This window comes from Nitratireductor lacus (assembly GCF_056431025.1).
The window spans coordinates 54775-73125 of sequence record NZ_JBWKMB010000012.1; the positions used below are offsets into that span (position 1 = coordinate 54775).

At 61.5% G+C, this 18351-nt stretch carries 19 protein-coding genes; 5 read left to right on the forward strand and 14 right to left on the reverse strand.

From position 1 onward, the window contains the following. Position 1: 1 nt before the first annotated feature. The 5 genes from AC07E3_RS11775 to AC07E3_RS11795 form a co-directional block, all read right to left on the reverse strand. Positions 2–922, reverse strand: a complete 921-nt coding sequence (locus AC07E3_RS11775) for a 2-dehydro-3-deoxygalactonokinase (protein ID WP_478362077.1) — start codon at positions 920–922, stop codon at positions 2–4. 10 nt (positions 923–932) lie between these two features. Beyond that, on the reverse strand, positions 933–1721 hold the full coding sequence (locus AC07E3_RS11780) for an SDR family oxidoreductase (protein WP_478362079.1): 789 nt from the start codon (positions 1719–1721) through the stop codon (positions 933–935). 83 nt (positions 1722–1804) lie between these two features. Further along, on the reverse strand, positions 1805–2755 hold the full coding sequence (gene araH / locus AC07E3_RS11785) for an L-arabinose ABC transporter permease AraH (RefSeq protein ID WP_478362081.1): 951 nt from the start codon (positions 2753–2755) through the stop codon (positions 1805–1807). Between the two features lie 11 nt (positions 2756–2766). After that, on the reverse strand, positions 2767–4278 hold the full coding sequence (gene araG, locus AC07E3_RS11790; protein ID WP_478362083.1) for an L-arabinose ABC transporter ATP-binding protein AraG: 1512 nt from the start codon (positions 4276–4278) through the stop codon (positions 2767–2769). A gap of 105 nt (positions 4279–4383) precedes the next feature. Beyond that, a complete protein-coding gene (locus AC07E3_RS11795) occupies positions 4384–5367 on the reverse strand; it encodes an arabinose ABC transporter substrate-binding protein (RefSeq protein WP_322338587.1) in 984 nt (327 codons plus the stop codon). Positions 5368–5581: 214 nt separating this feature from the next. Between AC07E3_RS11795 and AC07E3_RS11800 the strand changes: the two genes are divergently transcribed. Next, positions 5582–6304, forward strand: coding sequence for a FadR/GntR family transcriptional regulator (locus tag AC07E3_RS11800; protein ID WP_036539206.1), 723 nt, complete (start codon positions 5582–5584; stop codon positions 6302–6304). A 19-nt stretch (positions 6305–6323) separates the two neighbouring features. Next, complete coding sequence (gene dgoD / locus AC07E3_RS11805) at positions 6324–7472, forward strand: galactonate dehydratase (RefSeq protein ID WP_478362085.1); 1149 nt, start codon at positions 6324–6326, stop codon at positions 7470–7472. Between the two features lie 38 nt (positions 7473–7510). Here the strand turns inward: dgoD and AC07E3_RS11810 are convergent, their stop codons facing one another. From AC07E3_RS11810 to AC07E3_RS11825, 4 genes are all read right to left on the reverse strand, one after another. Beyond that, the gene (locus tag AC07E3_RS11810) at positions 7511–8317 is read right to left on the reverse strand and encodes an amino acid ABC transporter ATP-binding protein (protein ID WP_336069428.1); all 807 of its coding nucleotides are present in this window, start codon (positions 8315–8317) and stop codon (positions 7511–7513) included. Further along, positions 8314–9264: an amino acid ABC transporter permease gene (locus tag AC07E3_RS11815; RefSeq protein WP_478362088.1), complete on the reverse strand. Its 951-nt coding sequence runs from the start codon at positions 9262–9264 to the stop codon at positions 8314–8316. Before AC07E3_RS11815 ends, AC07E3_RS11810 begins: the two co-directional genes overlap by 4 nt. A gap of 38 nt (positions 9265–9302) precedes the next feature. Further along, positions 9303–10163 (reverse strand): ABC transporter substrate-binding protein, encoded by an 861-nt coding sequence (locus AC07E3_RS11820; protein ID WP_478362090.1) that lies wholly within the window; start codon positions 10161–10163, stop codon positions 9303–9305. A 111-nt stretch (positions 10164–10274) separates the two neighbouring features. Next, positions 10275–11291 carry an isopenicillin N synthase family dioxygenase gene (locus AC07E3_RS11825; RefSeq protein WP_478362093.1) on the reverse strand — a complete coding sequence of 339 codons (1017 nt, stop codon included), beginning with the start codon at positions 11289–11291 and terminating at the stop codon, positions 10275–10277. Between the two features lie 98 nt (positions 11292–11389). Here AC07E3_RS11825 and AC07E3_RS11830 point away from each other — a divergent pair, with 98 nt between their 5' ends. Further along, positions 11390–12334, forward strand: a complete 945-nt coding sequence (locus AC07E3_RS11830; protein ID WP_478362095.1) for a nucleoside hydrolase — start codon at positions 11390–11392, stop codon at positions 12332–12334. 122 nt (positions 12335–12456) lie between these two features. Then, positions 12457–13098 (forward strand): TetR/AcrR family transcriptional regulator, encoded by a 642-nt coding sequence (locus AC07E3_RS11835; protein WP_478362097.1) that lies wholly within the window; start codon positions 12457–12459, stop codon positions 13096–13098. Positions 13099–13122: 24 nt separating this feature from the next. Here the strand turns inward: AC07E3_RS11835 and AC07E3_RS11840 are convergent, their stop codons facing one another. Both AC07E3_RS11840 and AC07E3_RS11845 read right to left on the reverse strand, forming a co-directional pair. Continuing rightward, entirely contained in the window at positions 13123–13860 is a 738-nt protein-coding gene (locus AC07E3_RS11840; RefSeq protein WP_478362099.1) for a copper homeostasis protein CutC, read from the reverse strand. After that, on the reverse strand, positions 13844–14746 hold the full coding sequence (locus AC07E3_RS11845) for an ROK family protein (protein WP_478362101.1): 903 nt from the start codon (positions 14744–14746) through the stop codon (positions 13844–13846). Before AC07E3_RS11845 ends, AC07E3_RS11840 begins: the two co-directional genes overlap by 17 nt. Positions 14747–14816: 70 nt before the next feature. On the opposite strand from AC07E3_RS11845, the gene AC07E3_RS11850 reads away from it, so the two are divergent. Further along, entirely contained in the window at positions 14817–15818 is a 1002-nt protein-coding gene (locus AC07E3_RS11850; protein WP_478362103.1) for a LacI family DNA-binding transcriptional regulator, read from the forward strand. Positions 15819–15881: 63 nt separating this feature from the next. Here AC07E3_RS11850 and AC07E3_RS11855 read toward each other — a convergent pair whose 3' ends face one another. From AC07E3_RS11855 to AC07E3_RS11865, 3 genes are read right to left on the reverse strand one after another with little or no spacing between them, the layout of a single operon-like run. Further along, positions 15882–16676 carry a transporter substrate-binding domain-containing protein gene (locus AC07E3_RS11855; RefSeq protein ID WP_478362105.1) on the reverse strand — a complete coding sequence of 265 codons (795 nt, stop codon included), beginning with the start codon at positions 16674–16676 and terminating at the stop codon, positions 15882–15884. Between the two features lie 19 nt (positions 16677–16695). Beyond that, the gene (locus tag AC07E3_RS11860; RefSeq protein ID WP_478362107.1) at positions 16696–17613 is read right to left on the reverse strand and encodes an isoaspartyl peptidase/L-asparaginase; all 918 of its coding nucleotides are present in this window, start codon (positions 17611–17613) and stop codon (positions 16696–16698) included. A gap of 3 nt (positions 17614–17616) precedes the next feature. Continuing rightward, positions 17617–18351, reverse strand: a complete 735-nt coding sequence (locus AC07E3_RS11865; protein ID WP_478362109.1) for an amino acid ABC transporter ATP-binding protein — start codon at positions 18349–18351, stop codon at positions 17617–17619.

Consider the following 18351-nt stretch of genomic DNA (forward strand, 5'->3'; position numbering starts at 1 on the left):
ACTACTGGCTCCAGATTCGTTTCGCCGAGTTGAAAAGCCCGGTCCGTGAGGCTTCGCCAGCGTCTTTCAACGCGACGCTGAAGCCCTGGCGTTCCAAGGCGGTCCGGTATAGCGCATCGACCGGGCGAGACGCGATCAGCGTGACCTCCAGGCCCTCCCCATAGAGCCCCCGCGCAGCGGATATTTCTCCACCAATCAGAAGACCGGAAAGGTGTGCAGCGCCATCAGCGCGTGCCTCGAACCCCAGCAATTGCGCCGCGCGGACCCCGAAGAGACCAGAGAGCACGGCATGCGCCTGTGTCGTGGTGCGCTCGAGCGCGGACAGGAACGCCGCATCATCTGCCGAAACGGCCCGATCTGCTTCAATCGCGTGCTGAAGGATTCCGTGCTTCGTCAGGAGCGAGAACAACTCTCCGGTCATGAAGCTGCTGAAATGGGTTACCGTGCCGTTCTCAATCTTCACCCATTTGCTGTGCGTGCCGGGCATGCACACCAGCGCATTGCCATTCTCGCCCACCGCGCCCAGCAATTGCGTCTCTTCGCCACGCATCACATTTGGCGCCTGCGGATCGTTGAGCGAAAGGCCAGGCAGGATGCGCACATCGCCCTCGGCATCCAAAACCCGCGCAGCCTGTGCCGAAAGCGCCATGAGGCTTGCGGGAACCTCCATATAGGGAGCCTCCAGCCAGCCCTGCCTTGCACCCGCCATACCGCAGATCAACACAGGCGTGCCGGCAGGCGCACCCACTTTTGCAAGATGAGCGTCGAGAACCGGCGCAAAGCCTGTGCCCGCGCAGTGCATCATCCCCTCATTGCTGCTGCTGGAGGCGATGACAGTGCCCTCATCATCCAGAAGCCAGAGGCGAAAACTGCTCGTGCCCCAGTCAACGGCAGCGCAGAACGAACGGGAATGGTCAGTCATGAAAATGAACTCAGGCCGGATGCTGCAAAACGCTCAGACCACCATCAATAACGAGGCAGGCGGCATTCATGAAGGGACATTCGTCGGAAATCATGAAAACCGACGCCATGGCGATCTCGCCGGGCGTTGCTATGCGACCGCCCGGATGCATGGCCAGCGTCTCGGCGCGCGCAGCCGCCGGATCGGGAAAACTATTCCAGTAATCTACGTTTTTTTGTGTCTCCACATAGCCCGGCGCGATGGCGTTCACACGCACCCCCCTGCCCGCATATTCCAGCGCCAGCGCTTTCGTCATGCCCAGAAGCGCGTGCTTGGCCACCGGATAGGGAAACGTATGCGGGATGATCGTGAGGCTGTGGGTCGAGGCAATGTTGAGAATGGCGCCACCCCCCTCCTCGATCATGCCGGGAAGCAGCGAACGGCAGCAATGCCATGCCCCCTTCAGATTGATATCGAAGCACCGCGCCCATTCTTCGTCGTCGGTCTCAAGCGGTTCGTGGAAGACGTTGACACCGGCATTGTTGATAAGCGCGTTGGGAACGCCGATGGTCTTCCCGGCCTCGCCGGCAGCAGCCTGGATGGCCGCGGCATCCGAGATGTCGGCAACGGCATGGGCGAGCCGCCCGTCGGGAGCACCGAGTTCGCCAACCGTCTGCTCCAGAAGCGACGCGTCCCGGTCCACCAGAAACAGAGAGGCCCCTTCACGCAGGCAGGCTTCGGCGATGGCCCGGCCTATGCCCTGGGCAGCACCTGTCAAAAAGATGCGCTTGCCGCTCAGCCGCCCCTGTCCGGATATCATGCGATGCCTCCCCGTATCCAATGCGCTGCCGCCCGTTTCCCGCACGTGCGGCCAGACCTCTTGTTCAAACAGCCACCCCTGAATCAACGCCGCCCGATCGCGCTTGACCGCATATTGTCGAGCAGCACTGCGAGCAGGAGGATGAACCCACGCACCACATATTGATAGAAGGCCTGAATGTTCAAAAGGTTCATGACGTTCTCGGCTATGCCCATGATCATCACACCGACGATCACGCCGGTCATCGCCGCGCGGCCGCCGGCCAGCGATACGCCGCCCAGAACACAGGCCGATATCACCGAAAGCTCAAGCCCCGTCGCCGCGTTGGGCTGGCCCGAGGTGATGCGTGAGGCGAGCAGGATGCCAGCCACCGCGCAGATGAATCCCTGCAGGGTGAAAATCCAGATTCGCATCCAGTCGACATTGACGCCCGCAAGCCGCGAAGCCTCGGGATTGCCGCCCATGGCGAGCGTGTTCTTGCCGAACACCGTGCGGTTCAGAACAAAGCCGAAGACGACGAATAGCGCCGCCAGAACCCAGATCGGTGTCGGCACGCCCAGAAACCTGGACAGGGCGAGTTGATAAAAACCGGGATCGTCGATGCCCACAGCCCGCCCATCCGACGAGATGAGCGCAAGCCCGCGCACGATCTGCATGGTTGCCAGCGTCGTGATCAGCGCGTTGATGCGGAACTTGGCGATGACCACGCCATTGAAAAGCCCGACGAGCGCGCCCGCAGCCAGCGCCGTCAGGATGCCCAGAAAGATGGAGCCGGTCGCGTTGGACGCCATAACCGCCACCATGCCGCAAAAAGCGACGTTGGAGCCGACTGAAAGGTCGAAATCCCGCGCCGCGAGACAGAACATCATGGTGCAGGCGATCACGCCGACGGTAACCACGGACTGTAGGAGACCGAGCATGTTGCGTTCGGTCAGGAAGTTGGGGACCGTCAGCGACACGAGCGCGAAGGCGAGAATGAAGATTACAAGCAGTCCCTGGTCGCCCAGGATGAGCTTTTTGATGGAAGTCGTCATCGTGAAGCCTCTTAACCGACCGACGCGGCGGTCACCTCGTCCGGCAGTGCGGCGGCGAGGATGGATTGTTCGTTGAAGTCAGCCCGCTCGATCTCTGCGCTGATGCGCCCTTCGCACATCACGAGGATACGGTCGCAAATGCCCATGACTTCGGGCAGTTCGCTGGAGATGACGACGATGGCCATGCCCTCCTCCGCGAGTTGATAGAGAATGTCGTAGATTTCGGATTTGGCGCCGACATCGATACCGCGCGTCGGTTCGTCGACGAGCAGAACCCTGACACCCTTTTCCGAGAGCCAGCGGCACAGGATGACCTTCTGCTGATTTCCGCCGGACAGGTTGATGATGTCTTGCTTGCGCGAGGGCGTGCGCACCCTGAGTTTTTTCAGGAAGGTTTCGGCCACCTGCCCTTCCTGGCGCAGATCCAGCACACCGAAGCGTGTCAGATGCCGGCGCGAAGAGATAAGGATGTTCTCTTCAAGCGAACGGCCCTGGATGATGCCGTCGAACTTGCGATCCTCGGAGCACAGAACGCCCCCCTTGCGGATCGCCTCCGCCGGCTGGCCGGAGGCGATCTCCACGCCACCGACACGCACATGGCCGCCGGCGCGCGGATCGGCACCGCTGATCATGCGCAAGAGCTCCGAGCGGCCCGCCCCGATCAGACCGAAAAAGCCGAGGATTTCACCCCGACGCGCCTCGAAGGAGGCAGGGACAGGCAGCTTTTCGCCATGAACACTGTCAACTTCCAGTTCGACCGCCCCGACGGGACGAGAGCGCCACCCCCAGATGTCGCTGATTTCCCGCCCGACCATTTCGGACACGATCTGATCTCGCGTCACCCCCTTGATCGTCTCATGGTGCGCCGCCAGCCGGCCATCCCGCAGCACCGTAAGGCTGTCGCAGAGGCGGAAGACTTCGTCCAGCCGATGGGAGATATAGAGTATGACGCGGCCATCCTCCCTCAACCTGTCGATCAGGGAAAAGAGGATCTCGCTCTCGCGTGAAGAAAGCGAGGAGGTCGGTTCATCCAGTGCGATCACGCGGGCATCGAGCATGACGGCTTTGGCGATCTCGACCATTTGTCGTTCGCCGATGGAAAGCTCTGCAACCTTGCGCGTCGGATCGACCGAGATGCCGGCAAGCTCGAGCTTGCGCCGGACATCCTCATACATGGCGCTGAAACCGATCACGCCGCCGGTTGCCGGAAACCGCCCAAGGCAAAGATTCTCTGCAACGGTGAGCCCGGGCACGAGCTGCAGTTCCTGGTGAATGACCACCACGCCCGCATCGAAAGCATCGCGGGTCGACTGATAGTGCTGCGTCTCGCCATCGAGGCGCACCGTGCCCTCATCGGCAGCGGCGTCACCGGACAGAATGCGGATCAGGGTGGATTTCCCCGCTCCGTTTTCTCCCATCAGCCCGTGAACCGCCCCCTTCCGAACCCCGAAGGAGACGTCGGAAAGCGCTTTGACGCCGGGATAACTCTTCGAAATGCCGGAGAATTCGAGATAGGCAGACATAAAGCCGGCTTCCTCCAAAGCATAGCCAGTGTCGGAAACCCGCCCTCACGGACGGGAAGAAGGGCGCCGGCGCGGCTCACGCGCCGGCGCTACATGAACGGTTGCCTATTCGATGCCAAGGTCCTTGCGCACGTCCTGATAATTGTCGCGCAGGGCCAGAGCACCGGACGTCAGGATCAGCTTCTCCGGCTCCTTGTCGTCAACGATCCAGTCATACATGTTGAGCGCGGTTTCATAGCCATGGCGTTTTGGTGAAATGATCACGGTTCCGAAGAAGCCGGTCGGCTCGGGCTTCTTGAATTCGTTGATCGCCGAATCCGCACCGCCGATACCGACACCGATCATCGCGTCGGCTCCGATGCCCACGCCTTCCGCAGCCCGCACCGCGCCGAGAACGGCTTCGTCGTTCAGACCGAAGGCGACCCAGTGCTTGATGTCCGCGTTCTTGTTCAAAACCACGGTCGCAGCATTGAGAGCGGCCTCGGTGTCCGTACGTGCCTGCGGCGCATCGAAGATGTTGGCTTCCGGAAAGCCAGCCTCTTTGAGCTTCGCAATCGCCCCTTCGACCCGATCGACTGCTGTCGGAAGCTGATCGTAGGAAACGCGGATCGCGCCGACCTTGCTCATATCCCAACCGCGATTCTTGATCTCGGCAACGATGGCTTCACCGGCCGTCTCGCCGATCTTCACGGCCGAAATACCCATGTGAGGCACATCGGCGAGAGGCTCGCCATCGGAACCGACCAGCCTGTCGTCGACAGTCATCAGCTTGAGGCCATTGGCCGCTGCCTTGGCGACAATGCCCGGCCCGAGCTTCACATCAGGCGTGCAGATGACAAACCCCTGCACACCCTGAACGCCAAGATTGTCGATGGCGGACATGACCTTTTCGCCATCCTCGGCACCGATCTTGACCAGCGTAAAGCCTTTTTCCGAAGCAGCGATATCGGCGAATTTCCACTCGTCCTGAAACCATGGCTCTTCCGGCTGTTTGACCAGAAAACCGATCTTCACGTCATCGGCCAGCGCCGACCCGGCCAAAAGCGTGCCGGCAATCGCAGCCATCGCTGCAGTTTTCAAAAAGCGCATGAGAACCTCCCTGTTGCTCTGCGACGCCCTCCTGAGAGCGTGGGAAAATTACGTCCAATCATCATATTAGTCAATTGCATTTGTATGATAAATAATGATACTGGTTTGACAACGTAGAAAAGACGGCCATGACTGCCGACAAAATCCACGCTCAGCTCTGTCAAAAGCGGGCGGGCAACAATGCGGAGGCAACCGGACAGTGACCGTTTCGACCATGGAAGTCCCAGCAGGCAGATCAACCCGACCGCGCGTCCGCCTGTCTGTTGCTCAATCCATCGCCCGGGACATCTTTTCTGGAAAATTCGCCGAGGGGACGAACCTGCCGCGTGAGAACGACCTGTGTGAGGAATACGGCGTCAGCCGCACGGTCATTCGCGAAACGCTGAAAATCCTTCAGGCGAAAGGGCTGGTGGTGAGTCGCCCGCGCATTGGCACCATCGTGTGCAGACAGGATGAATGGAACATTCTGGACACTCAGGTTCTCGAATGGATCGGCCCCAATCTCGACAGGATGGGGCTGGTGGACTGCATTCTGGAAGCGCGCGGCGCCATCGAACCGATGGCCGCTGAGCTGGCGGCCCGGCGCGCCACCATGCAGGAGATCGCAGACATCGAAGCGGCGTGGCAGGCGATGGCAGCCGCCGGCAACGATGTCGAAGCCTTCATCGCTGCTGACATCGTGTTTCATGAGCACCTTCTAAAGGCCAGCCACAACCGCATTTTCCAGCAGTTCGGCGCGCTCATGGATCCGGCGCTGAATTTCATGCTCTCCACCTCGGCGCACTCGGCCGAAAACCTTGAAGAATCAATCGGGCAGCACGGTGCGCTGGTCGAGGCGCTGCGCCTGAGGGACGCTGAAGGAGCACGCAAGCTCGCCCTCGCCTTGATCGCCAAGGCAAAGCACGATGTGAGCGCGGCCCGGTCCGTCAAGCCATAACGGGAAAAGACACGTTTTCATGAAGATCACCAAACTCACCACTTTCCTCGTTCCGCCACGCTGGCTGTTTCTAAAGATCGAGACGGACGAGGGCATTTCCGGCTGGGGCGAACCCGTTCTGGAAGGGCATGCGGCAACGCTTGCTGCCAAGATCGAGGAGTTCTCCGATTTCCTGATCGGCGCCGATCCCATGCGGATCGAAGACATCTGGCACATGCTCTACCGCAATGGCTGCTACCGCGGAGGCCCGGTTCTGATGAGCGCCCTGTCGGGCATCGACATGGCGCTGTGGGACATCAAGGGACAGTATTACAACGCACCTGTCCACGATCTTCTGGGCGGCGCTGTCCGCGACAGGATCCGCAGCTATTGCTGGATCGGAGGCGACCGCCCCTCGGATCTCGTCGCCGGCGCGAAAGACCTGATGGATCGCGGCTTCACTGCCTGCAAGTTCAATGCCTGCGCCGAAATGCAGATCATCGACAGCTATAAGAAGCTGGATGGAGTCGTCCGGCAATTGTCGGATCTGCGTTCCGCGGTCGGCACCGAGATGGATCTCGCCTTCGATTTCCACGGCCGGGTTCATGCGCCGATGTCGAAGCAGTTGCTGAAGGAAATCGAGCATCTCAGGCCGATATTCATCGAAGACGCAGTCGATTCCGCTCATATCGCCACGCTGGCCGATCTTTCCCGGCAAACGTCGATCCCTCTGTGCATCGGCGAGCGGCTGCATTCGCGCTTCGACTTCAAGCCGGTGTTCGAACAGCGGGCAGCAAGCGTAATCAACCCGGACACCGCACATGTCGGCGGCATCTCAGAAATGCTGCGCATTGCGCACTGGGCCGAAGCCTATGATGTCGCCCTTGCACCGCATTGCCCGCTGGGACCGATCGCGCTGGCCGCCTGTCTGCAGGTGGATGCCGTCTGCCACAATGCCTTCATTCAGGAGCAGAGCCTCGGCATCCACTACAATGCCACCCAGGACATGGCCGACTATCTCGAGCCGGGCCATGGTTTTGAACTCAAGGATGGTTTCCTGAAAATCCCCAGGGGTCCGGGCCTCGGCATTCGGGTGAACGAGGATTTTGTGCGAAAGCAGGCGGAAATCGGGCACCGCTGGCGCGCACCTGTGTGGCGTCACGAGGACGGATCAATCGCCGAATGGTGACCGGGCTCGCACAGAACGTGTTTCGGAAAGGCAGCCCCTCAGAGAACCTTTGAGAGGAACTCCCGCGTCCTCGGCGACTGCGGGTCGGCGATCATCTCGCGCGGGTTGCCCTGCTCGACGATCACGCCGCCATCCATGAAAATGAGCTGGTCGCCGATTTCGCGGGCGAAGCCGATCTCATGGGTAACCACAACCATGGTCATGCCCGCTTCGGCCAGGTCGCGCATCACCTGAAGCACCTCACCCACAAGCTCGGGATCGAGCGCAGAGGTGGGCTCATCAAACAGAAGCACCTTGGGCTTCATTGCCATGGCGCGCGCGATGGCCACCCGCTGCTGCTGACCGCCCGACAATTCTCGCGGATACCGGTCGACCTTGTCGGACAGCCCCACGCGCGCCAGCAGTTCCAGAGCCTCGGCTTTCGCCTGGTCGACAGGCAAACGACGCACATGGATGGGCGCTTCAACGAGGTTCTCCATCACCGTCATGTGAGAGAACAGATTGAACGACTGGAAAAGCATGCCGATCTCGGCGCGCCGCTGGCAAAGCTCGTCGTCCTTTACCTCGTAGAGACGATCGTCCCGCAGATCGTACCCTACAAAGGCGCCATCAACGAGAAGAATACCGCCAGTCAGTTTCTCCAGATGGTTGATGCAGCGCAGAAACGTGCTCTTGCCGGAGCCGGACGGGCCGATGATGCAGGCAACCGAACCGGCCGGTACATCGATGTCCACGCCCTTCAGCACCTCAAGCGGACCATAGGATTTGCGCACGCCGCGGGCAAACACCATGGAGTTTTCCGGCACGCCAAAGCGCGCGCGATTTTCGCTTGGCGTGTTGCTCATGCTGAAAATTCCTTGGCGCGGGATCCGAATACATTGCGAATGACGCGCAGAGCCCATGAATCCGTCCGGGTCTCACTGCGGCCGAAATGGCGCTCCAGAAAGTGCTGTCCCACCGACATGATGGAGACAACCGCGAGATACCAGACCGCAACCACGATCAGCAGCGGGATGGTTTCGAAGGTGCGCGCGTAGATCGACTGCGCCGAATAGAACAGGTCATCGACCGCGATGAAGGTCACAAGCGAGGTCATCTTGAGAAGATTGATCGCCTCATTGCCCGTGGGCGGCACGACGAAACGCATGGCCTGCGGCAGGACAATGCGCTTCAGGATGTTGCGATAGGGCATACCGAGCGCGCTTGCCGCTTCCGACTGCCCCGAAGGCACCGATTTGATGCCCGCGCGGATGATCTCGGCCATATACCCCGCTTCACAGAGCGACAGGGCGACAACGGCGGAGAAAAACGGCGTCATGAAGTCATTCGTGCGGATCGAGAATACCTCGCCGAAGAATGGCAGCGTCAGCGAAAATTCGCGTACCAGAAGCGCCAGATTGAACCAGAAGATGAGCTGGATCAGCGCCGGGACACCGCGAAAGAACCACACATAAGCCCCCGCGAAACCACGCAGGACCGGGCTCGGAGAAACCCGCATGACGGCCACCACCGTGCCGATGATGATGGCCAGCGCCATGATCACCACGGTCAGGATCAGCGTGTTCAACAGACCGCGCATGATAGAGGGATGGAAGATATAGCCTGCGGCTGTCTCCCATCCAAAAGCCGGGTTCACGGCGAAAGCGCGCAGAATGAAGAACGAGAGCACCAGGGTGAGTGCCGTACCGATCCATATGCCATAATTGCGGCGCGGCACCACGACGAGACGGTCGACATCCGCGACCAGGGAGGATGGCTGGGGGCGAGTTTCGCTCGCGTCGACCTTGCTCATCGTTTCTCCAAATTCACTGCAATGACGCTATGGGCCGATCACTCGGCCCGCAGCGCTTCCATGTCACCGACGAAATAGGGTTCCTTGATCGCATAGGCGCCCATTCCGTATTTCTCGAGGATCGACTGGTAGGTGCCGTTCTCGAACAGTGCGGAAAGGGCCGAAACCATCATGTCGGCGGTCGGCTTGTCGTCCTTGGCGATGGCGAGGCCGAGCGGCGCAACGTCATAGAGCGTCGGCAGAACGACAAGCTGGCCCTTGCTCGTAACCTCGAAATAGCTGGAGGCGGTGGCATCGTCCATGCGCGCATCAACGCGGTCCGCGAGCACGGCCTGAATGATGTCCGTCGAGGAATTGAACACCGACTTGTCGATCGGCTCCAGCCCCTTCTCCGTGCATTCGACGGTCAGCTTGTCGACCAGAAAGTCGGACGCGCTGCCGGCCGAAACGCCGACGCGCTTGCCGCAAAGGGGCAGTTCCCCTGTGAACTCATCCTTCTTTTCCGGTGATGTGGAGGCGGCAATGCCGGCCTTGATGAACATCACGAAATCGACCTGCTTCAAGCGATCAGGATTGGCCGAGAAGGTTTCCCAGGCAATCTTGAAGCGGCCGGCAGCAAGCCCCGGGATCATCGACGGGAACGGGGTTCGCTGGACGTCAAGCTCGGCATCCACAAGCTTGGCCACTTCGCCAGCCAGTTCAATAATGATGCCGGTCGGCTTGCCATCGGCATCGAGATATTCGAATGGCGCGAAGTCGATCGTGTTTGCGACCGTCAGCTTGCCCGTCTCTTCGACCTCGGGCGATTTCGAAACATCGGCAGCCATCGCCGAAACGCTCCACCCGCCGAGCAGGGCTGCGAAACCCACGCCTGCAAGTTGCTTAAGATGCCTGTTCATACCCGTTCTCCTCTCAATCCATTCTTATATGCCGAAGCCCGGCTGCATAACCCTTTTGCAAAACGGCCCTGGCGTCCCGCAGGACCGTCAGGGCCGTATCAACCGCGCCTGTCAGCTCGCAGCGCTCTCCTGCGCGGCCTGCTTCTTGCGGTAATGGTAGTTCTTGTCGATCCGCTCCATCAGGTAGTCGCCATAGAGCACCGGCTCGTATTTCGGCGCGGCACCTTCCGCGACGCAGGCCGGCAGGGCTTCAATCAGCGCTTCCATCGACGGGTCGAAAAAGAAGGGCTGCGAATAGCGCTCGCGGCCCGAGCGGTTGATCACACGGTGCGGCGTGGAGACAAAGACATCATTCGACCAGCGGGCGAGAATGTCGCCCACATTCATGACAAAGGAATTTGCGATCGGCGGCGCCGGCACCCAGTCGCCGGCCTTGTTCTTCACTTCGAGCCCGCCCACATCGTCCTGCGCAAGCAGAGTAATGAAACCATAATCCGTGTGTGGGGCAGACCCGAAAAGCCCCTCTTCCGCCTTCTGCGTGGGATAGTGCAGAAGCCGCAGGAAGGTTGTCGGATCGTCGAAATGGGCGTTCAGCTCGTCCGGCGACAAACCGAGCGAGATTGAGATCGCACCGACCATCTTGCGGGCCAGCGTATTCATCTGCTCGACATAGCGCTCGATGGTCTCACGGAACTCCGGCAGCAGCACGGCGTCAGGCCACTGGTTGGGCCCCTGCAGCGGCTTTTCTGCAGCAACACGCGGGTCGTTTGCATCGACCTCGTGCATGAAGAAAATCGATTCGCTCTGGTTCGGCTTGCTGACGGTGGCGACCGAAGAGGTAACGATCGTGGAACCGGCAAACGGCAGATAACCGCGGAAATTCCTGTCGATCCGCAGCTTCAGCTTTTCCTCTTCCGGAAGGGCAAAGAACTGCTTGCTCGCCTCACGCACGGCCTCGATGTCGGACTGGGGAATCTCATGGCCCACGATATAGAGGAAGCCGACATTCTCCAGATAGCCGCGCAGGGTTGAAGCAACCGCGCGCACCGCATCCTCATCGCCTCCATAGAGACCGGAAACGTCGAGAACAGGAATTTCGGAGAACTCGCCGCGTGCACTCGTTGACATGACCACCATCCCAGCTTGAAGATACCATACAGTACTGTATTTATGCATATCAGATTGTGATCGGCAATAGCCGCAGCAGACGGAATTGGATAACGAGCATGACGCCACGGAAAATCATCATCGATACCGACCCGGGACAGGACGACGCGTTTGCAATCCTGTTCGCCCTGGGGTCCCCTCAGGACCTTGAAGTGATCGGCATCACAACCGTCGGCGGCAATGTGCCCCTTTCGCTGACCACAAAAAACGCACTCAAGGTCGTGGAACTGGCGGGGCGCCCGGACGTACCCGTCTTCGCCGGTTGTCCGGCGCCCATGGTGAAGAAGCTGATGACGGCGGAGTACGTCCATGGTGAAACCGGCCTCGACGGCGCGGAACTGCCCGAACCGGCAACCCCCGTACAGGACGAACATGCAGTCAACTGGATGGTGCGCACGATTATGGCCGCATCCGAAGGCGAGATCACCGTATGCACGCTTGGGCCGATGACCAACCTCGCCATGGCCATGACCATGGAGCCGCGCATCATCCCGCGCATCCGCGAAGTGGTGCTGATGGGGGGCGGCTTCTTCGAAGGAGGGAATGCGACGCCTGCGGCGGAGTTCAACATCTTCGTCGACCCACATGCGGCTCACAAAGTGTTCCATTCGGGTGTGCCGGTTACCATGGCGCCTATTGACTGCACCTACACGGCACAGATGACACCGGAGTGGCTTGGGACCCTGCGCGCCACGGGCAGCCGGGCTGCGCTCGAAGCCGCCAACATGGCTGAATTCTATTGCCAGTATGGCGACCACAAATTTCCCACCAAAGCGCGGCCGATCCACGATGCCTGCGTGACGGGCTATTTGCTTTCCCCGGAGATTTACGAGCAGCGCCAGTGCTATGTCACCGTCGATATTTCATCATCCGAGACCATAGGCATGACCGTCGTCGACTGGTGGCACGTCACCGGAAAGGAGAAGAATGTCAATGTCCTCCGACGCATCGACCCGGCCCCGTTCTTCGATCTGATGCTCGAGCGCATCAGCGCCCTCCCATAAGGCATGGGATGACCGCGCGCTCAACTTCTGCTAGCGGAAGCCGGGTCGCCATGGTCCAAATCTGGGTTCCGGTCACACCTGAGGCCGGCAACCCATCCGAAGTGGAGAAAGCGTTGGCAAGAATGACGAATGCAAAGCCCGCCTCGGACCCAAAGTCCTCCCCGCGCCAGACGCTGAGCCGCGAGACCTGGGTCAAGGCCGCGCGCAAGGTCCTGGAAAAACGCGGCATCGCCGAGGTCAAGATCGACCGGCTCGCCCGTCACTTCAAGGTCACGCGCGGCAGTTTCTATTTTCACTTCTCCAGCCTGAAGGATCTCCACGACGAACTGTTGAACGAATGGCGCCGCGCGAACTGCGCGCCCTTCGAGGCCAAGCGCGACGTCACCGACATCGATGGCCTGCAGTTCTTCACCGAGATCGTTCATATCTGGGTGGACGAAAAGCCCTTCAGCCCCTTGCTGGATCTTGCCGTACGCGACTGGTCGCGCACTTCCAAAGCGCTCGGCAGAGAAGTGGCGGCCATGGACGACCTGCGCATCACGCTTCTGCAGCGCGCGTTCCGTGCCATGGGCTATGGCCCGGAGGAAAGCCTTGTGCGTGCCCGGCTGACCTATTTCCATCAGATCGGCCAGTACGCGCTTTCCTTCAAGGAAGACCCTGAACAGCGCAGGCGCCATGGCCCGATCTACGGCAAGGTTCTCCTTGCACCGCTCGTGCAGGAGCCCAACCTGCCGAAGGACTGGCAGGACACGGAGGGCAAATAGGCCCGCGTGTCCGAAGTCCGGCGTTCAGGTCTCTTTCGGTCCGGATATGCGCTGCAAAACAGCCTTCATCTCACGGATGCGCCGCGCCGACGTTCGCCGCTCTTCGGGCGACGTGAAACCGAAGCGGGCCAGCCCGTCGTCGGCGGCCAATGCTTCACTGCAGGAGGCATGAAACGAGCGGATGCCGGTTGAGCGCGCGATCGCTTCGACATTCTCGGTCGAGACACCCGACCCGGCCATGATCTCGATGCGCGCGTCCGCATGGGTGTGCATGGCGGCAAGGGCACCCTGCCCCTCCGGCACCGTCAGGGCGCCGCCGGAGGTCAGGATCCTCTCAAAGCCAAGCGCGACCGCAGTCTCGATTGCCGCCAGCCGATCCTCCACCGTGTCGATCACGCGGTGTAGTGTGCGGCCCATGCCCGCACTCGCTTCGCACAGCGCCGCAAGCGTCTGCACATCGAGAATGCCATCAGCGGTCGCAGCACCCAGAACCACACCGGCAAGGCCGGCATCCCGCGCCGCAGCGATGTCATCAGCCATCAGCGCGATTTCGTGCTCGCTGAAGCAGAAATCGCCCTGGCGCGGCCGGATCATCGCATAGGCCGGTACGCCGCAACCCGCCGCCGCCCGCATCAGCCCGTAAGAAGGCGTTAGCCCGCCAAGCGGCAGCGCCGAGCACAGTTCGATCCTGTCCGCCCCGCCTTCGACGCAGGTTTCCACGCCTTCAAGCGTGTCCACGCAAACCTCAAGCGTTGCCCGCATTGTGTGCCTCCCTCGCAAAGATTGCAGCGCCCACCAGCGCCTTTTCCGCGCCGCCCTGAACCGGGACAAGCAGCCGTTCGCTGCGCTCGATCAGGCAGCGCTGACGCACCTCTCTATCAAGCGCTTCAATGAGTGTTTCATCCTGCGCCAGCCCGCCGCTGACCGGGATGATGGACGGATCGACCATGTTGACGATGTTGGCCAGCGCGCCGCCGACAATGTCGAGGAACACATCGACCGTGCGTGTCGCCCATTCCTCGCCGGCATGCCATTGCGCGAGGATCGTCACGCTGTCGCTCTCGATGCCATGCAGATGCCGGTGCAGCCGCTCGATGCCGCGCGCGGCGCCCAGCGTGTCGACACACCCCACCTGGCCGCAGCCGCATTCAATCGCCGGCAGCACGGTGCCCGTGCGCATGGCGCTGGCCGGGCCGTGGCCCCATTCGCCGGCATTGCCGGTCGCGCCCGTCATCACCCGGCCATCGATCACCACCGCACCGCCAATGCCCGTTCCGATGATTGCGGCGAGCACCTGCCGGTGCCCGACGCCTGCGCCCGCCAGTGCTTCAGCGAGCGCAAAGGCGTTTGCATCGTTGATGACATAGACCGGGCGCGAGAGTGTTTCGCGCAGATCCTCGGCCACGTTGCGGCCGGTGATGCAGGGAATGTTGGCGCTGCGCGCAAGCCCGGTCACGGGATCGATAACCGCCGCGATGGAGATGCCGACCGGCGCATCGCCTTCGCCTGCCATCGCCTTCACCGTTTCGCGGAAAGCGTCGTAATCACGCGCGGGCGTCGCCCGCCTGCCGCGAATGACCGGCCTGTTGTCCGATCCCATGTCGGCAACGACGGCCTTGGACCCGCCGATGTCAAAACAACATATCATTTCAATTCTTTCGTGTTTGATGGCATAAGGCCGCGAAGGCCAGAACATTACAAGAAAACCGGAAGAATCCATGCCCGAAGACAAACCCGCGCGACGCAAAAGGCCAACGATTGCCGATGTCGCAAAGCGGGCGGGCGTGGCGCCGGCGATTGTCTCCCGTGCGCTCTCGCCGGAGCGCCGTCCGGTCTCGCGCGAGAAGCGCGAGCGTGTTCTGAAGGCGGCTGCGGAGCTTGGCTACAACCAGAACCCGCTGGCGCGCGGCCTGGCAACCAATTCGCTCGACATGGTGGCGGTCATCGTCAACCACATCACCGATCTTTCCGATCTCGACCTGTTCGACCCGCTGCTCGAAGCGATCCAGACGCTTGGCAAGCAGGCGGTCATCATCCGTGTCGGCAACACCGAGAAGATCGAGGATTTTCTGCGCAACAGCGCCGCGTTTCATGTTCATGCAGCGCTCGTCTTTTCCGACTTCGCCGACGCCGAAGGCGTGCGCACGCTGTTCCACAGCGACAATGTGCTGATGCTCAACGGGCGCTTCGACGCCAAGTCCGCCTACATCACCATCGACGAGGCGGCGGGCATTCGAGAGGCGGTGACGCGCGCGCTGGAACGCGGGGCGAAGACCGGCGCGCTGGTCACCGGTCGCCAGAGCTCGCTCATCGAGCAGGCCCGCATTCAGGCCTATCGCGACATCTGCGCCGGGGCGGGGCTCGATCTCGTTCAGGAGCTGCAGGGCGACTATTCCTATGCGTCGGGGCTTGCCCTTGCCGACCGCATCAACGGCGCCAGCCTTCCCGATGCGATTTTCTGCACCTCGGACGCCATGGCCATGGGCATGATGGACGGGCTGAGGGCGCGCGATCTTCTGCCGCCGCGCGACTATCGTCTCTACGGGTTCGACGCCGTGGTGAACGCCAATTTCAACGCCTTCGACATTTCCTCGATCGGCTTTGACAAGGCGGAGCTGATCCATGGCATTTTGATGTTTCTGAAGGATCCGGCCGGCTATCGCGACCACCCGGAAGTGCATGAGCTGCGCACCCGTTTCGTCGAGCGCAGCACCGGCTGACAAACCGACATTCGATCAATGAGAATGCCCGCCGGCGAGTTTTCGCCAGCGGGCCGTTCGGGTTTACCAGAGCGGGTTCAGCTCCGGCGGGTTGGCGTCCTCGCCCCACCACTTCTTGTAGTTTGCCTCATAGGCGCCGGACTGGATGTAGTCCGAGACGAACATGTCGAGCCAGCGCACGAAGTCCGGATCGCCCTTGGCGACGGCAATGCCGATCGGATCGTTGGAATAGAGACCCGGCACGGTGACCAGACCTTCTTCCTGTGCTGCCAGGTAGTCGAGCATGGAGGAATCCTCAATGCCGGCGTCAACGCGCTTCTGGCGCAGAAGCAGAACGCCATCCGGCGAGAACGTGTCGGTGTAGACCAGTTCCGCGCCCGGCACTTCACGCTTCAGGAACGCTTCGCCCGTGGTGCCGCGCCCCACGACGACGCGCTTGCCATCGAGATCGGCGAGGGTCTTGATACCAGCATCCTTCTGCGCAATGACGCGCAGTCCGGCACGGTTGTAGGGGATCGAGAAGCTCACCGCCTTGGCGCGGGACAGCGTTGCAGACGTGTTTGCAACAACGATGTCGAGCTGGCCGGAAACCAGCATCGAAACGCGCGCATCGCCCGAAACGTCGGTAAACTCCACCGGCACGCCGATCTTCTCGGCAAGCAGGGTGGCCACGTCCACGTCGTAGCCGACGGGGTTGTTCTTGTCGTCGCGGAAGCCGATGGGCTCGCCGCCCAGCGACACGCCGATGCGGACCTTGCCGCGCTCGATGATGTCATCCAGCATGCCGGCTGCGGCCGGTCCTGCGAGCGCGGCACAGGCCGCCAGCGCCACGATGGTCTTCTTCACGAGAGATTTCATTGAACTCCTCCTTCTTAAATCAGATCGGTTGCGATTGCCGCTTTTCCGGAGCGGCCATGGAAGGCTCCCAGAACCAGTAGGCAACGGTGCCCTGGCCATGGAGATTGACGACACGGTGATTGCCGTGCGTGTCGAGCGCGTGGATCACCACCTCGCCGATGAAACCCGTGTCGAGCGCGAGCAGATCGTCGGCAGCGCTCTGGATCGCGTCATCGAGAGACAGGCCGCATTTCATGCCGTGCACGATTGCGTGCGCCGTCGCCGAGCGCATGGTCATCTCACCGGTATGCGTGCACGCCGCCGCGCCATAGCGGCTGTCGGCGTAAAAGCCTGCGCCGGGGATCGGGCTGTCGCCCACGCGGCCCGGATATTTCCACGCCCAGCCCGAAGTCGAGGTAACGGTCGCGATCCCGCCGATCTGGTCCTGCCCCAGAAAAACGGTCGTGTCGCGCACCCGCTCGGGGTCGGTGATCGCACCCAGAAGCCCCGCCAGCGGTGTGTCGGGGAAAGCGCCCTTCTGTTCCTCGGTCATCAGGCCGTCGAGCTTTTCCCACCAGACGCGCCTGCTGTCGGGATAGAGCATGTCATCGGAATTGAAACCGATTTCATCTGCAAACCTGCGCGCGCCCTCTCCGGTCAGCATCACATGGGGCAGCCGCCGCATCACCTCGCAGGCGAGCGCGGCCACATGCAGCGTGCGCGGAACGGCGGCCACCGTGCCCACGGCGCGGGTCGTCCCGTCCATCACGCCGGCGTCGCATTCCATCACGCCCAGCATGTTGGGCCAGCCGCCATAGCCGACGCTGCGCACCTTCGGATCGGCCTCCACGAAGCCGATGCCGCGCACCAGCGCATCCACGGCGGATTTCCCGTTCTTCAGGTCGGCAATGGATTCGGAAAATCCGGCTTCGGCCTCGCAATTGGCAAGAAGTATCACGCGTCAGTCTTTCTTCATCTTGGTCAGGAACTGGCGGATGCGCGGCACGGCAAAGCCGCCATCCTCCGCAAAGAAACGTTCGGTGGGCATGTCGACGATGAGCTCGCCCTGCTCCAGAAAAACGATGCGGCTGGAAATGCGCCGCGCAAACTCGACCTCGTGGGTCACGAACAGCATCGTTGTGCCGCCGCGCGCAAGCTCGGCCAGAATGTCCAGAACCTCGCCCGTCATCTCCGGATCGAGTGCGCTCGTCACCTCGTCCAGCAGCAGGTAACGCGGGTCCATCGCAAGCGCCCGGCAGATGCCCACGCGCTGACGCTGACCGCCCGACAGGCGCTGCGGATAGGCCGTCGCGAGATCGGCGAGCCCCACCAGTTTCAGGAGTTCGCGCGCCCGCGCCTCGGATTCCGCGCGCGGCTTCTTCAAAACGTTGATCGGCGCCAGCGTGATGTTCTCCAGCGCCGTCATGTGCGGGTAGAGATTGAACAGCTGGAACACCGTCGCCGAGCGCCGCCGCGCCGCCGCGAGCCCCGCCTTGGTGGACACATCATTGCCATCGACGGTGATGCTCCCGCCAGAGACAGCCTCCAGCCCGTTGATGCAGCGGATCAGCGTCGACTTGCCCGAACCGCTCGAGCCCAGAATGGTCACCACCTCGCCCGGCTCGATGGTCAGGTTGATGCGCTTCAGGACCGTCGTTTCGCCAAAGCGCTTTTCGACGTTTTCAATGACAATCAT